The sequence below is a fragment of the Mycolicibacterium agri genome, from assembly GCF_002553505.1.
Classification (GTDB): domain Bacteria; phylum Actinomycetota; class Actinomycetes; order Mycobacteriales; family Mycobacteriaceae; genus Mycobacterium; species Mycobacterium agri.
Genome location: NZ_PDCP01000011.1, coordinates 72,770 through 85,896, shown reverse-complemented (window position 1 = coordinate 85,896; position 13,127 = coordinate 72,770). Strand labels below are relative to the sequence as shown.

11 protein-coding genes are annotated in these 13,127 nt (G+C 67.6%); 6 read left to right on the top strand and 5 right to left on the bottom strand.

The features are described from left to right. Positions 1–17: 17 nt before the first annotated feature. The 5 genes from CQY20_RS08315 to CQY20_RS08295 all read right to left on the bottom strand — a co-directional run bounded on the left by CQY20_RS08315 (position 18) and on the right by CQY20_RS08295 (position 4,364). On the bottom strand, positions 18–1,373 hold the full coding sequence (locus CQY20_RS08315; RefSeq protein ID WP_097939599.1) for a S1C family serine protease: 1,356 nt from the start codon (positions 1,371–1,373) through the stop codon (positions 18–20). Between the two features lie 157 nt (positions 1,374–1,530). After that, on the bottom strand, positions 1,531–2,997 hold the full coding sequence (locus CQY20_RS08310) for a HAMP domain-containing sensor histidine kinase (protein WP_097939598.1): 1,467 nt from the start codon (positions 2,995–2,997) through the stop codon (positions 1,531–1,533). A gap of 31 nt (positions 2,998–3,028) precedes the next feature. Further along, positions 3,029–3,715, bottom strand: a complete 687-nt coding sequence (locus CQY20_RS08305; protein WP_097939644.1) for a response regulator transcription factor — start codon at positions 3,713–3,715, stop codon at positions 3,029–3,031. A gap of 183 nt (positions 3,716–3,898) precedes the next feature. Continuing rightward, complete coding sequence (gene rpmF / locus CQY20_RS08300) at positions 3,899–4,072, bottom strand: 50S ribosomal protein L32 (RefSeq protein WP_097939597.1); 174 nt, start codon at positions 4,070–4,072, stop codon at positions 3,899–3,901. A gap of 100 nt (positions 4,073–4,172) precedes the next feature. Further along, on the bottom strand, positions 4,173–4,364 hold the full coding sequence (locus tag CQY20_RS08295; RefSeq protein WP_133119046.1) for a hypothetical protein: 192 nt from the start codon (positions 4,362–4,364) through the stop codon (positions 4,173–4,175). 287 nt (positions 4,365–4,651) lie between these two features. On the opposite strand from CQY20_RS08295, the gene CQY20_RS08290 reads away from it, so the two are divergent. From CQY20_RS08290 to CQY20_RS08265, 6 genes are read left to right on the top strand one after another with little or no spacing between them, the layout of a single operon-like run. Continuing rightward, on the top strand, positions 4,652–6,337 hold the full coding sequence (locus CQY20_RS08290) for an acyclic terpene utilization AtuA family protein (protein ID WP_097939595.1): 1,686 nt from the start codon (positions 4,652–4,654) through the stop codon (positions 6,335–6,337). Next, positions 6,334–7,482 carry an acyl-CoA dehydrogenase family protein gene (locus CQY20_RS08285; RefSeq protein WP_097939594.1) on the top strand — a complete coding sequence of 383 codons (1,149 nt, stop codon included), beginning with the start codon at positions 6,334–6,336 and terminating at the stop codon, positions 7,480–7,482. Before CQY20_RS08290 ends, CQY20_RS08285 begins: the two co-directional genes overlap by 4 nt. Continuing rightward, positions 7,479–9,074 carry an acyl-CoA carboxylase subunit beta gene (locus CQY20_RS08280; protein WP_097939593.1) on the top strand — a complete coding sequence of 532 codons (1,596 nt, stop codon included), beginning with the start codon at positions 7,479–7,481 and terminating at the stop codon, positions 9,072–9,074. Before CQY20_RS08285 ends, CQY20_RS08280 begins: the two co-directional genes overlap by 4 nt. Before the next feature lie 5 nt (positions 9,075–9,079). Further along, positions 9,080–11,053: an acetyl/propionyl/methylcrotonyl-CoA carboxylase subunit alpha gene (locus tag CQY20_RS08275; RefSeq protein ID WP_097939643.1), complete on the top strand. Its 1,974-nt coding sequence runs from the start codon at positions 9,080–9,082 to the stop codon at positions 11,051–11,053. Then, on the top strand, positions 11,050–12,216 hold the full coding sequence (locus CQY20_RS08270) for an acyl-CoA dehydrogenase family protein (protein ID WP_097939592.1): 1,167 nt from the start codon (positions 11,050–11,052) through the stop codon (positions 12,214–12,216). The genes CQY20_RS08275 and CQY20_RS08270 overlap by 4 nt, the downstream gene beginning before the upstream one ends. After that, complete coding sequence (locus CQY20_RS08265) at positions 12,216–12,989, top strand: enoyl-CoA hydratase family protein (RefSeq protein WP_097939591.1); 774 nt, start codon at positions 12,216–12,218, stop codon at positions 12,987–12,989. Before CQY20_RS08270 ends, CQY20_RS08265 begins: the two co-directional genes overlap by 1 nt. The last annotated feature ends 138 nt before the right edge of the window (positions 12,990–13,127 follow it).

Sequence of the window (13,127 nt, the reverse complement as noted above, 5' to 3'; positions counted from 1 at the left end):
CGTTCCGGGGGCAATGGTCATTGCTGCGCCTTTCCGAGAGTCACCTGCACGGTCTGGGGTTTGCCGGCCGAATCGATGTATGTCAGCGTGACCTTCTCGCCGGGTGCCTTGGAGCGGACCGCGGCGACCAGGGCGTCGGCGCTGCCGATCACACGGTCGTCGACCTTGGTCACGATGACGCCGCTGGGCAGGCCCGCGGCCGCGGCCGCGCCGCCGTCGGTGACCTCGACGATTTTGGCGCCTTGGGTCGACGCGTCATTGCCCACCTGCACACCGAGTGACGCGTGGGATGCGCGCCCGGTCTGGATCAGTTCGTCAGCGATGCGCTTGGCCTGATCGATCGGAATCGCGAAACCCAACCCGATGGAACCGCTCTGCGCATCGGCCGACGCGCCACCGAGTGTGGCGATCGCCGAGTTGACGCCGACGAGTTCGCCGTTCATGTTCACCAGCGCGCCGCCGGAGTTACCGGGGTTGATCGCGGCATCGGTTTGGATCGCGTCGAGGACGGTGTTCTGGTTGCGGATGTCGCCGCCCGCAGCCACCGGCCGGTTCAGCGCGCTGATGATGCCGGTGGTGACCGTGCCCTCGAGGCCGAGAGGCGAACCGATCGCGACGACGTCCTGGCCCACCTTCAGGTTGGCCGACGACCCGATGGTGATCGGGGTGAGATCGGAGACGTTCTTGGCTTTCACTACGGCGATGTCGCTGCTGGGGTCGGCGCCGACGAGGGTGAAGCTGGTGGTGCGCCCGTCCGCGAACGTGACGGTGGTATCGCCACCCTTGGCGGCCGCGACGACGTGGTTGTTGGTCAGGATCAGCCCGTCGGAGGACAGGATGATGCCGGAGCCCTCTTCAGAGGCGCGACCCATGTCGGTCTCGAGTTTCACCACGCTCGGCACGACCTTGGCGGCAACCTGCTCGACGGACCCGGCGGGCAGGCTGGCGGCCGGCACGCTGGGCGCCGCGGTCACCTGGGTTCCGCCGGCCGACGGGGTGTCAGGCGCGGCCACCAGCGCGACGCCGCCGCCGATGCCCGCCGACACGACGGCGATCGCCAGTGCGCCGACGATCAACGCGCCTGCGCGTGGCCGGTTCTGCGGCCGCGGCTGCGGCATGGGCTGGTGCGGGAGCTGGTGTGGCTGCTGGGGTGCGCCGCGGTAGGGGTCGTATGGCTGGCGGTAGCCGTGCTGGTGCTGGGCACGCTGCTGGGCCTGTTGGGCGGCGGCCTGCTGTTGAGTGGCGTAGCGCCAGTCGTAGGGGTTCTGCTGATAACCGGGGTGCCCGTGCTGTCCGGGATATACCGCCGTGCGATCGTCGCCCGGCCGGCGGCCGTGTTGCGGCGGCGGTGAATACCTCGGGTGATTCGTCATATCGCTACGGGCTCTTTCTACGAGTACTTCCGCGGATCAACAGGGTCGTCATTCGTTTAACGAAGCACTGCGTCCCCACGTTGCCCGGAGGGCCTGAGAATCCTCTTAGAACTTGTTCGGCAGATACCCAGACTTCCGAGCGGCCGTTTTCGGCCGCTTACCCATTGTCGACGTTGGTAACCGGTTGAGTGTCGACATCAGCGGGCCGTGTCGCGGCGATCGGCCGCCCGGGCAGCAGGACGAAAATCGATGTGCCCGGCGGCTGCCCGCCCGGCACGGTGTCCTCCACCCGAAGCGCGCCGCCGTGCCGCAGCACAACTTGTTTGACGATCGCCAGACCCAGGCCCGAGCCCGGCATCGCACGCGCCTGCGCCGAGCGGAAGAACCGCTCGAACACCAGCTGACGTTCATGCGGCGGGATGCCGGGGCCGAAGTCGGAGACGACGAGTTCGGCGTGCACCGGATCGAGCTGCGTGAGCCGCACGCCGACGCGACCGTTGGGCGGACTCCACTTCGCGGCGTTGTCGAGCAGGTTCAGCACGGCGCGCGACAGCCCGGCGGCGTCGCCGTAAACCTGCCACGGGATGACGTCGATGTCGAACTCAATGTCGTTGCGGCGACGACGGACTCGCTCAAGGCAGCGGTCGACGATCTCGGACATGTCGACTTGCTCGTGCACGACGCTGCCTGCGTCGTCGCGGGTGAGATCCACCAAATCGCCCACCAGAGTGGACAATTCCTCGATCTGGGCGATGACGTCGGCGCGAAGCTCGGCCATCTCCTCCTCGGGCAGCCGCGGCGCGCCGGGTTCCTGCGCGGCCATCAACAGCTCGACGTTGGTGCGCAGCGACGTCAGCGGGGTGCGCAACTCGTGGCCTGCGTCGGTGACGAGTCGGGCCTGACGCTCGCGGGACTCGGCGAGCCCACGCAGCATCATGTTGAAAGCCTCGGTGAGACGGGCTAATTCGTCGCTGCCGACGACGGGTATCGGGCGCAGGTCGTCGGTGCGGGCCACCCGTTCGGCGGCTTCGGTGAGCCGGGCCACCGGTCTCAATCCCGCGCGGGCCACCATCCCGCCCGCGAACGCCGCGATCGCCACGCCGATGCCGCCGACGATGAGCAGCACGGTGCCCAACCGTTTGAGCACCTTGCCGGTGGGCGCCAGGCTCTTCGAGATCAACAGCGAGCTGCCGTTGTTCAGATGAACGGCCAGGATCCGTTGATGGTCGGCGGTGCGCAGCGACAACAGCAGCTCGCCGGATATGACGTCACGCTCCTGCTGACCGATGGGCAGCTTCTGGCCCTGCTGGTTGGCGGTGTAGATGGATCGGCCCGGGTTGATCAGCATCGCGTTGACGTCGGAGTACGCGGTGCCCTCGATGGCCTTGCCGGGATCGGCGGCCAGCGAGCCGCTTTCGATCAGCAGCCGGGCCCGGCTGTGCAGTTGGTTGTCGATGTCGTCGTAGAGCGCCCTGGAGACCACGACGTAGACGGCCAGCGCCATCAACACCACGACCATCGCGACCATCGACATCGCGAGCAGCATCACCCGCCAGCGCAGCGACAGCGATGTGGGCTCGGGAAGCGAACTGGGCCGGAGTGGAAGGGGTCGATATGTAGCCATCAGGTCTGTCGGTTCTGTGCGCACGCGCGCATCACGGCGGTGTCTCACGCAGCACGTAACCCACCCCGCGCACGGTGTGGATCAGCCGCGGCTCGCCTTCCGCCTCTGTCTTGCGGCGCAAATACCCGACGTACACCTCCAGGGCGTTGCCGGATGTCGGGAAATCGAAGCCCCACACCTCTTCGAGGATGCGGCTGCGGGTGAGCACGCGCCTGGGATTGGCGATCAGCATCTCCAGCAGCGCGAACTCGGTGCGGGTGAGGCTGATCTGGCGCTGCCCACGCGTCACCTCGCGGGTGACGGGGTCCAGGGTGAGGTCGGCGAACGTCATCGCGGGCGATTCGGCTGCGTCGTCGGGTGTGGTGCGGCGCAGCAGCGCCCGCATGCGCGCGAGCAACTCCTCAAGCGCGAACGGCTTGGGCAGATAGTCGTCAGCGCCCGCGTCGAGGCCTGCGACGCGCTCGGAGACCGAGTCGCGCGCGGTCAGCACGAGAATGGGCAGGTCATCGCCGGTGCTGCGGAGCTGACGGCACACCTCGAGGCCGTCCAGCTTCGGCATCATCACGTCGAGCACCAGCGCGTCGGGGCGGTCGCTGGCGATCAGCTCCAGCGCCTCGACGCCGTCCTGGGCCAGCGCGACGGAGTAGCCGTTGAAGGACAGCGAGCGGCGCAGGGATTCGCGCACAGCACGGTCGTCGTCGACGACAAGGATTCGCACGGCCACCAGTGTTAACCCATCGCCTGAGAGTGGCCTAAGAGACGCGCCGACGACGATCTAGCGGCGGAACACCGCGTTGTGGGGGCACCTCCCGCGTGCGGGGGAAAGTCGGCGCCGACAAGACGCGCCGACAGCTTGTGGCGTTTAGCAAACAGACGCCGGAGGGCCGTTGGCCAGCGGCGGTTAGCGACGGTCGAGGTCAATCAGTCCGAGCCGGGCGGCTTTGAGCAGACGACGCGGCACCTTGTGCTGCTGGCCTGCGACGGTCACACCGACGAGTTCGGTGCGCTTGGCCTTCCACTGCGCGCGACGATGACGGGTGTTCGCGCGCGACATCCTGCGCTTGGGCACAGCCATTGTTAGAAGCTCCTCGTGAGGGGGTGCTGCCGCGCAGAGTTCGGCGACGGCAATTGCACTTCAGGATAGCCGGTGACCTGCGGAGCCGCCAAAACGGCCACTACCGGCGACGGCGCAGGCCGGCGAGCCGCCGAGCCGGCGACGGGGAACCGGGTTCGCGGCGGGGGTTCTCGCGGTCGAAGTCACGCAGGAGGCCGTCGATCCGGCGGTTCTCGGCGCGAAAACGGCGCACGAGCCACACGACCGTCGCCGTTGCCAGCGCGGCCAACACGATCCATGCGAACCAATCCATGCGTACCCCTACCTCAGCGTAGCCGCCGAACTGCGCGGTTTCGGCCTGAAAAGTCTCGCCCGGCGACACTGATCACGCCAAAACCGCGGGAGGGGTGCCTTGACGGCGGGCCTGCAACAGCGACTAACCTACCGGTTGGTTGGCGCGCACGGGGCGCTGGTCGAAGGAGGACGCGCGTGGCACCTGCGGGCGCGAGGAGCAATAGGGACACTGCGGACGCGAGGAGCAATAGGGACACTGCGGACGCGAGGAGCAATAGGGACACTGCGGACGCGAGGAGCGGGCCGGTGCGCATCGGCAACTGCTCGGGGTTCTACGGCGACCGGCACTCGGCGATGCGCGAGATGCTGACCGGCGGCGAGCTGGACTACCTGACCGGCGACTATCTCGCCGAGCTGACCATGCTGATCTTGGCCCGCGACCGCGCGAAGTCTCCCGACCGCGGCTACGCCAAGACGTTCCTGACCCAGCTCGAGGAGTGCCTCGGCATAGCGCTCGACAGGGGCGTGCGGATCGTGGCCAATGCAGGCGGCCTGAACCCGGCCGGACTCGCCGACGCCGTGCGGGCGCTCGCGCAACAGCTGGGGCTCGCGGTCAACGTCGCCCATGTCGAGGGCGACGACCTGCTGCCGCGCGCGGGCGAGTTGGGCTTCGGCAACGTGTTGGCGGCCAACGCCTACCTCGGGGCGTGGGGCATCGTCGACTGCCTCGGCAGCGGCGCCGACGTCGTCGTCACCGGTCGAGTGACCGATGCGTCCGTCATCGTCGGTCCGGCCGCGGCCCACTTCGGTTGGGATCGTGGCGATTACGACCGGCTGGCCGGCGCGGTGGCCGCAGGACACGTCATTGAATGCGGTGCGCAGGCGACCGGCGGCAACTACGCGTTCTTCACCGAGATTCCCGACTTGACGCATCCTGGCTTCCCGCTGGCCGAGATCAACTCCGACGGGTCCTCGGTGATCACCAAGCATCCCGGCACCGGCGGACAGGTCAGCGTGGACACGGTCACCGCGCAGTTGCTCTACGAGGTCAGCGGCGCCCGCTACGCCAATCCCGATGTGACGCTGCGGATGGACAGCATCACCTTGTCCGACGACGGCCCTGACCGCGTGCGCATCGACGGCGTCCGAGGCGAGCCGCCGCCACCGACGCTGAAGGTGTCGCTGAACAGCATCGGCGGCTTTCGCAACTCGATGACGTTCGTGCTCACCGGCCTCGACATCGAGGCCAAGGCCGAGTTGGTGCGCACGCAATTGGAATCGGCCCTGACCGTCAAGCCCGCTGAGCTGGAGTGGACACTGGCGCGTACGGACCATGAGAACGCCGACACGGAGGAGACCGCGAGCGCGCTGCTGCACTGCGTGGTGCGCGACCCCGACCCCGCAAATGTCGGGCGTCAATTCTCCTCCGCCGCAGTCGAATTGGCGTTGGCGAGCTATCCAGGCTTCACGACGACGGCGCCGCCGGGTGACGGCCAGGTGTACGGCGTGTTCACCGCGGGCTACGTCGACGCGACCGAGGTGCCGCACGTCGCCGTGCATGCCGACGGAACCCGCACCGACATACCACCGGCGACCGAGACCAAGGAGTTGGAGCCCGTCGCGCCGTTCGCGCTGCCCGAACCGCTGCCGTTCGGCGAGACGCAACGGGTCCCCCTCGGCCGCATCGCCGGTGCCCGCAGCGGCGACAAGGGGGGCAGCGCCAACGTCGGCGTCTGGGCGCGCTCCGTCGATCAGTGGCGCTGGCTGGCGCACACGTTGACGACGGACAAGCTGCGCGAATTGCTCCCCGAGACAGCGGATCTGACGATCCACCGCTACCTGTTACCCAATCTGCGCGCAGTGAACTTTGTCATCGAGGGCATCCTCGGCGAGGGCGTGGCCTATCAGGCCCGCTTCGACCCCCAGGCAAAGGGCCTGGGCGAATGGCTTCGCGGCCGACACATCGACATCCCGGAAGGCCTATTGGAATGAGTATCTGGCAGACACCCGAGCGCGAAGAACTGCGTAAAGCCGTGCGCGCGTTCACCGAACGCGAAGTGCTGCCACACGTCGATGAGTGGGAACACGAAGGCATGCTGCCGCGCGAGCTGCACCTCAAGGCCGGTGAAGCGGGCCTGCTGGGCGCCGGGTTCCCAGAAGACGTCGGCGGAGGTGGCGGCGACGGCGCCGACACGCTGATCATCTGCGAGGAGATGCATTACGCCGGCGCGCCCGGCGGTGTGTTCGCGTCGCTGTTCACCAGCGGGATCGCCGTGCCGCACATGGTCGCGTTCGGTGACCAGCGGTTGATCGACACCTACGTGCGGCCCACGCTGCGCGGCGAGAAGATCGGCTCGCTGGCCATCACCGAGCCCGGCGGCGGGTCCGACGTCGGGCACCTCACCACCAAGGCGGTCCGCGACGGTGACCACTACGTCATCAACGGCGCCAAAACCTACATCACCTCGGGCGTGCGCGCCGACTTCGTCGTCACCGCTGCCCGTACGGGAGGCCCTGGCGCAGCGGGTATTTCGCTGATCGTCGTCGACAAGGGCACACCGGGCTTCGAGGTCACCCGCAAGCTCGAGAAGATGGGCTGGCGGTCCTCGGACACCGCCGAGCTGTCCTACACCGACGTCCGCGTGCCCGTCGAGAACCTCATCGGCGAGGAGAACACCGGCTTCGTGCAGATCGCCTCGGCGTTCGTCTCCGAACGGGTCGGCCTGGCCGTGCAGGCGTACGCCAGCGCGCAGCGCTGCCTGGACCTCACCGTCGAGTGGTGCCGCAACCGCGAGACGTTCGGCAAGCCGCTGATTTCCCGGCAGTCGGTGCAGAACACGCTGTCGGAGATGGCGCGCCGGGTCGATGTCGCGCGGGTCTACACCCGCAACGTCCTCGAGCGGCAGCTCGCAGGCGACACCAACCTGATCACCGAGGTGTGCTTCGCCAAGAACACCGCCGTCGAGGCAGGCGAGTGGGTGGCCAACCAGGCGGTGCAGCTGTTCGGCGGCATGGGCTACATGGCGGAATCCGAAGTCGAGCGGCAGTATCGCGACATGCGGATCCTCGGCATCGGCGGCGGGACCACCGAAATCCTCACCTCGTTGGCCGCCAAGACGCTTGGATATCAGGCATGACCACCCTGGCGTCGACGCTTGACCCCCGATCGCCTGCGTTCAACGAAGCGGCGGAGGCCATGACGGCCAAGCTGGCCGAGCTCGACGCCGAGCACGCCAAGGCGCTCGCCGGTGGCGGCGAGAAGTACGTCAAGCGCCACCACGACCGCGGCAAGATGACCGCGCGCGAGCGCATCGAGATGCTCCTCGACCCGGACTCGCCGTTCCTGGAATTGAGCCCGCTTGCGGCATGGGGCACCAACTTCACCGTCGGCGCAAGCGTGGTCACCGGCATCGGCGTCGTCGAAGGCGTCGAGTGCATGCTGGTGGCCAATGACCCGACGGTCAAGGGCGGCACCTCCAATCCGTGGACGCTGAAGAAGCAATTGCGCGCCAACCAGATTGCGTTCGAGAACCGGTTGCCCCTGATCTCTCTGGTGGAGTCCGGCGGCGCCGACCTACCGACCCAGAAGGAGATCTTCATCCCCGGCGGACGGGGGTTCCGCGACCTCACCAGGCTGTCGGCGGCGGGCATCCCGACGATCGCGTTGGTGTTCGGCAACTCCACCGCAGGCGGCGCGTACATCCCCGGCATGTCCGATCACGTGGTGATGATCAAGGAACGCTCGAAGGTGTTCCTGGCCGGACCGCCGCTGGTGAAGATGGCCACTGGCGAGGAGTCCGACGACGAATCCCTCGGCGGTGCCGAAATGCACACCCGCACATCGGGTCTGGCCGACTACTTCGCGGTCGACGAGCTCGACTGCATCCGGATCGGGCGCCGCATCGTGGCGCGGCTGAACTGGCGCAAGCAGGGCCCGCCGCCTGGTCCGGTCACCGAGCCCTTGTACGACGCCGAGGAACTGGTCGGCATCGTGCCGCCGGATCTGCGCATCCCGTTCGACCCGCGCGACGTGATCGCCCGCATCGTCGACGGCTCGGATTTCGACGAGTTCAAGCCGCTCTACGGCTCGTCGTTGGTCACCGGCTGGGCAACGCTGCACGGCTATCCGATCGGCATCCTCGCCAACCACCGCGGTGTGCTGTTCAGCGAAGAGTCGCAGAAGGCGACGCAGTTCATCCAGCTGGCGAACCGCTCCGACACGCCACTGTTGTTCCTGCACAACACGACCGGGTACATGGTCGGCAAAAAGTACGAGGAAGGCGGGATGATCAAACACGGCTCGATGATGATCAACGCCGTGTCGAACTCCACGGTCCCCCACATCTCGCTGCTGATCGGCGCCTCCTACGGCGCGGGTCACTACGGCATGTGCGGGCGCGCGTACGACCCCCGGTTCCTGTTCGCATGGCCGTCGGCCAAGTCCGCGGTGATGGGCGGCGCGCAACTGGCGGGTGTGCTGTCGATCGTCAACAGGGCCGCGGCCGAGGCGCGCTGCCAGCAGGTCGACGAGGATGCCGACGCCGCGATGCGGGCCGCGGTCGAGGGCCAGATCGAGGCCGAGTCGCTGCCGATGGTGCTGTCGGGAATGCTGTACGACGACGGCGTCATCGATCCGCGCGACACCCGTACGGTGTTGGGAATGTGTCTGTCCGCGATCGCGAATGGGCCGATCAAGGGGACGTCGAACTTCGGCGTCTTCCGGATGTGAGCGCCATGGTCAGCCGGGTTCTGGTCGCCAACCGCTCCGAGATCGCTCGCAGGGTGTTCGCGACGTGCCGTCGCCTAGGCATCGGCACCGTCGCCGTCTACACCGATCCTGATGTGGATGCGCCGCACGTGGCGGACGCCGATGCCAGGGTGCGACTCGACGGCCGCAACGGGTATCTCGACGCGGCGCAGGTGATCGCGGCGGCGCGCGCCTCCGGCGCCGACGCGGTGCATCCCGGTTACGGATTCCTCTCGGAGAATCCCTATTTCGCGGAAGCGGTGATTGACGCGGGGCTGACGTGGATCGGGCCTCCTGTGGCTGCGGTGTCCGCGATGGGCTCCAAGATCGAAGCCAAGAAGATGATGGCCGCCGCGGGCGTGCCCGTGCTCGACGAACTCGATCCCGACGCCGTGACCGCCGGCCAGTTGCCGGTGCTGATCAAGGCGTCGGCGGGTGGGGGCGGGCGCGGCATGCGTGTGGTGCGCGAATTGTCGGAGTTGCCAGCACAAGTCGAGGCGGCCCGCCGCGAGGCGCAGGCCGCGTTCGGTGATCCGACCGTGTTCTGCGAGCGCTACCTGGCCACGGGCCACCACGTCGAGGTGCAGATACTGGCCGACGCGCACGGCACCGTATGGGCCGTCGGCGAACGCGAGTGCTCGATCCAGCGGCGGCACCAGAAGATCATCGAAGAGGCGCCGTCACCGCTGGTGAAACGCATACCGGGCATGCGGGACAAGCTGTTCGACGCGGCCAGGCAGGCCGCCAGTGCGATCGGTTACACGGGCGCGGGCACCGTCGAGTTCATGGCCGACGACAACGGCGACTTCTTCTTCCTCGAGATGAACACCCGGCTGCAGGTGGAACATCCGGTGACGGAGGCCACCACCGGCCTCGACCTGGTGGCGCTGCAGATCCACGTCGCCGACGGCGGCCACCTCGACCCGGAACCGCCGCCGTCGCGCGGCTACTCCATCGAAGCGAGACTCTACGCCGAGGACCCCGCGAAGGATTGGCAGCCACAGGCCGGTCAGCTATATCGCTTCGAAGTGCCGAACACCACAACGCAATTCGGCTTGTTCGATGGCATCGGCATCCGTGTCGACACCGGCGTCGTCGACGGGTCGGAGGTGTCGGTGTTCTACGACCCGATGCTGGCCAAGATCATCTCGTATGCGCCGACGCGACGGCAGGCCGCCGGCTTGCTGGCCGACGCGCTGGCCCGCACTCGCATTCACGGTGTGCGCACCAACCGCGACCTTCTCGTCAACGTGCTGCGCCACCCCGCGTTTATCGACGGCGCCACTGACACCGCATTCTTCGACACGCACGGCCTCGCGGAACTTTCAGCGCCCCTGGCCGATGCCGGCACAGTCAAGCTGTCGGCGTTGGCGGCCGCGCTGGCGGATGCGGCGCAGAACCGGTCTACCGCAAACGTTTTGGCGACTGCGCCGAGCGGGTGGCGCAACCTGCCGTCGGCGTTCCAGACCAAGCGCTACGCCGACGTCGCCGGCGAGACGCACGAGGTGCGCTACCGGTTCAGCCGCTCTGGCCTCCAGTTACCGGACTTCGACGGGGTGAGGCTGCTGTCGTCGTCGCCCGATCAGGTCGTGCTGACCGTCGACGGCGTCGACCGGCCGTTTTCGGTGGCACGGTACGGGAATGATGTGTTCGTCGACTCCCCTCTTGGCCCAGTGCAATTCGCCGTCCTGACGCGCTTCTCCGACCCGTCCGCCGCGCTGGCGCACGGTTCGCTGGTGGCACCGATGCCCGGTTCGGTGCTGCGCATCGGCGCAGCGGTGGGCGACACGGTCACGGCGGGCCAACCGCTGATCTGGCTCGAGGCGATGAAGATGGAGCACACCGTGGCGGCGCCGAACGACGGCGTGCTCGCCGAACTCAACGTCGAACCGGGCCAACAGGTCGACGTCGGCACCGTACTTGCCCGTGTGGACGACAAGAGCGAGGAGAGCGCCCAATGACCGACAACGGCTTCATTGAAAGCGAGGAGCGACAGGCGCTCCGCAAAGCGGTGTCCGCGATGGCCGCCAACTACGGCCAGGACTACTACCTAAAGAAGGCTCGTGCCGGCCAGCACACCGACGAATTGTGGCAGGAGGCAGGCAAACTCGGCTTCATCGGGGTGAACCTGCCCGAGGAGTACGGCGGCGGCGGCGCGGGTATGTATGAGCTGTCCATCGTCATGGAGGAGATGGCGGCCAGCGGCTGCCCGCTGCTGATGATGGTGGTCTCCCCCGCCATCAACGGCACGATCATCAGCAAGTTCGGCACCGAAGAGCAGAAGAAGCGGTGGCTGCCGGGTATCGCCGACGGCTCGATCACGATGGCGTTCGCGATCACCGAGCCTGATGCGGGCTCGAACTCGCACCGCATCACGACGACCGCGCGTCGCGACGGCAGCGACTGGGTCATCAACGGGCAGAAGGTGTTCATCTCCGGCGTCGACCAGGCGCAGGCGGTGCTCGTCGTCGGACGCACAGAAGAGGCCAAGACCGGTAATCTGCGGCCCGCGCTGTTCGTGGTTCCGACCGATACCCCCGGCTTCACGTGGACGAAGATCGACATGGAGTTGGTCAGTCCGGAGAGCCAGTTCCAGGTGTTCCTCGACGACGTGCGGCTGCCGTCGGATGCGCTGGTCGGATCGGAGGACGCCGCGATCGCGCAGTTGTTCGCGGGTCTGAATCCCGAGCGGATCATGGGCGCGGCCAGCGCGGTGGGAATGGGCCGGCTGGCGATCGACAGGGCCGTGGCCTACGTCAAACAGCGCCAGGTGTGGAAAACGCCGATCGGCGCGCATCAGGGTCTGTCGCATCCGTTGGCGCAGAACCACATTGAGGTCGAACTGGCCAAGCTGATGATGCAGAAGGCCGCCACGCTGTATGACTGCGGCGACGACGTCGGCGCGGCCGAGGCGGCGAACATGGCCAAGTACGCCGCGGCCGAGGCGTCGGTGCGTGCCGTGGATCAGGCGGTGCAGTCGCTCGGCGGCAACGGGCTGACGAAGGAGTACGGCATCGCGGCGGCGGTGACCGCGTCCAAGCTGGCGCGCATCGCGCCCGTGAGCCGGGAGATGGTGCTCAACTTCGTCGCGCAGACGTCGTTGGGTCTGCCACGCTCGTACTGATGAGCACCCTGGTTCACTACTCCGTCGACGGGCCCGTCGCGCGGCTCACGCTGGACTCGCCGCACAACCGCAACGCGTTGTCGACTGCTCTGGTGAACCAGCTGCACCAGGGCCTGTGCGATGCATCGGACGACTCGTCGGTGCGGGCGGTGGTGCTGACCCACACCGGCGGCACGTTCTGCGCGGGCGCCGACCTGTCGGAGGCCAGCGGCGGGGACGCGGCTGAGACGGTCGCCGACAACGCGCGTCAGCTGACGTCGCTGTTGCGTGCGATCCTCGAGTCGCCGAAACCGGTCATCGGCGCGATCAACGGCCATGTCCGGGCCGGCGGGCTCGGGCTCGTGGGCGCCTGCGACATCGTCGTCGCGGGACGCAACAGCACGTTCGCCTTGACCGAGGCGCGCATCGGGGTGGCGCCGTCGATCATCTCGCTGACGCTTTTGCCGAGGATGACCGCGCGGTCGGCGAGCAGGTACTTCGTGACGGGTGAGAAATTCGGCGCCGACGTGGCCGCGTCGACCGGTTTGATCACGATGGCGGCAGACGACGTCGAGGCGGCCGTATCTGAGCTGACAGTCGAGATCGCGAAGGGCTCGCCGCAGGGTTTGGCCGCGTCAAAGGGGTTGACGACAGCGCCCATCCTGGAGGCCTTCGATCGCCACGCCGAGGCGCTGACCAGGCAGTCTGCCGAACTCTTCGTCTCAGAAGAGGCCCGCGAGGGCATGCTGGCGTTTTTGCAGAAGCGCCGCCCCAACTGGGCCGTGTCATCTTGACCTGAAATTTGCTGGCGTTTGCTGAGCGACCTTGCTTCGGGGGTATGGCAAGTGGGGTAGTGCGACACGCGTGCCCGAATCGCGACCGTGCGGTAGTGCTCGGAGTGCGCCCGGAGGGTTTTGATGGCAGCCGCTTGG

Bases quoted from the DNA above. Each gene is read 5' to 3' on its own strand.
- CQY20_RS08315 (WP_097939599.1), bottom strand. From the start codon at position 1,373: ATGACGAATCACCCGAGGTATTCACCGCCGCCGCAACACGGCCGCCGG.
- CQY20_RS08310 (WP_097939598.1), bottom strand. From the start codon at position 2,997: ATGGCTACATATCGACCCCTTCCACTCCGGCCCAGTTCGCTTCCCGAG.
- rpmF (WP_097939597.1), bottom strand. From the start codon at position 4,072: ATGGCTGTGCCCAAGCGCAGGATGTCGCGCGCGAACACCCGTCATCGT.
- CQY20_RS08295 (WP_133119046.1), bottom strand. From the start codon at position 4,364: ATGGATTGGTTCGCATGGATCGTGTTGGCCGCGCTGGCAACGGCGACG.
- CQY20_RS08285 (WP_097939594.1), top strand. From the start codon at position 6,334: ATGAGTATCTGGCAGACACCCGAGCGCGAAGAACTGCGTAAAGCCGTG.
- CQY20_RS08280 (WP_097939593.1), top strand. From the start codon at position 7,479: ATGACCACCCTGGCGTCGACGCTTGACCCCCGATCGCCTGCGTTCAAC.
- CQY20_RS08275 (WP_097939643.1), top strand. From the start codon at position 9,080: ATGGTCAGCCGGGTTCTGGTCGCCAACCGCTCCGAGATCGCTCGCAGG.
- CQY20_RS08270 (WP_097939592.1), top strand. From the start codon at position 11,050: ATGACCGACAACGGCTTCATTGAAAGCGAGGAGCGACAGGCGCTCCGC.
- CQY20_RS08265 (WP_097939591.1), top strand. From the start codon at position 12,216: ATGAGCACCCTGGTTCACTACTCCGTCGACGGGCCCGTCGCGCGGCTC.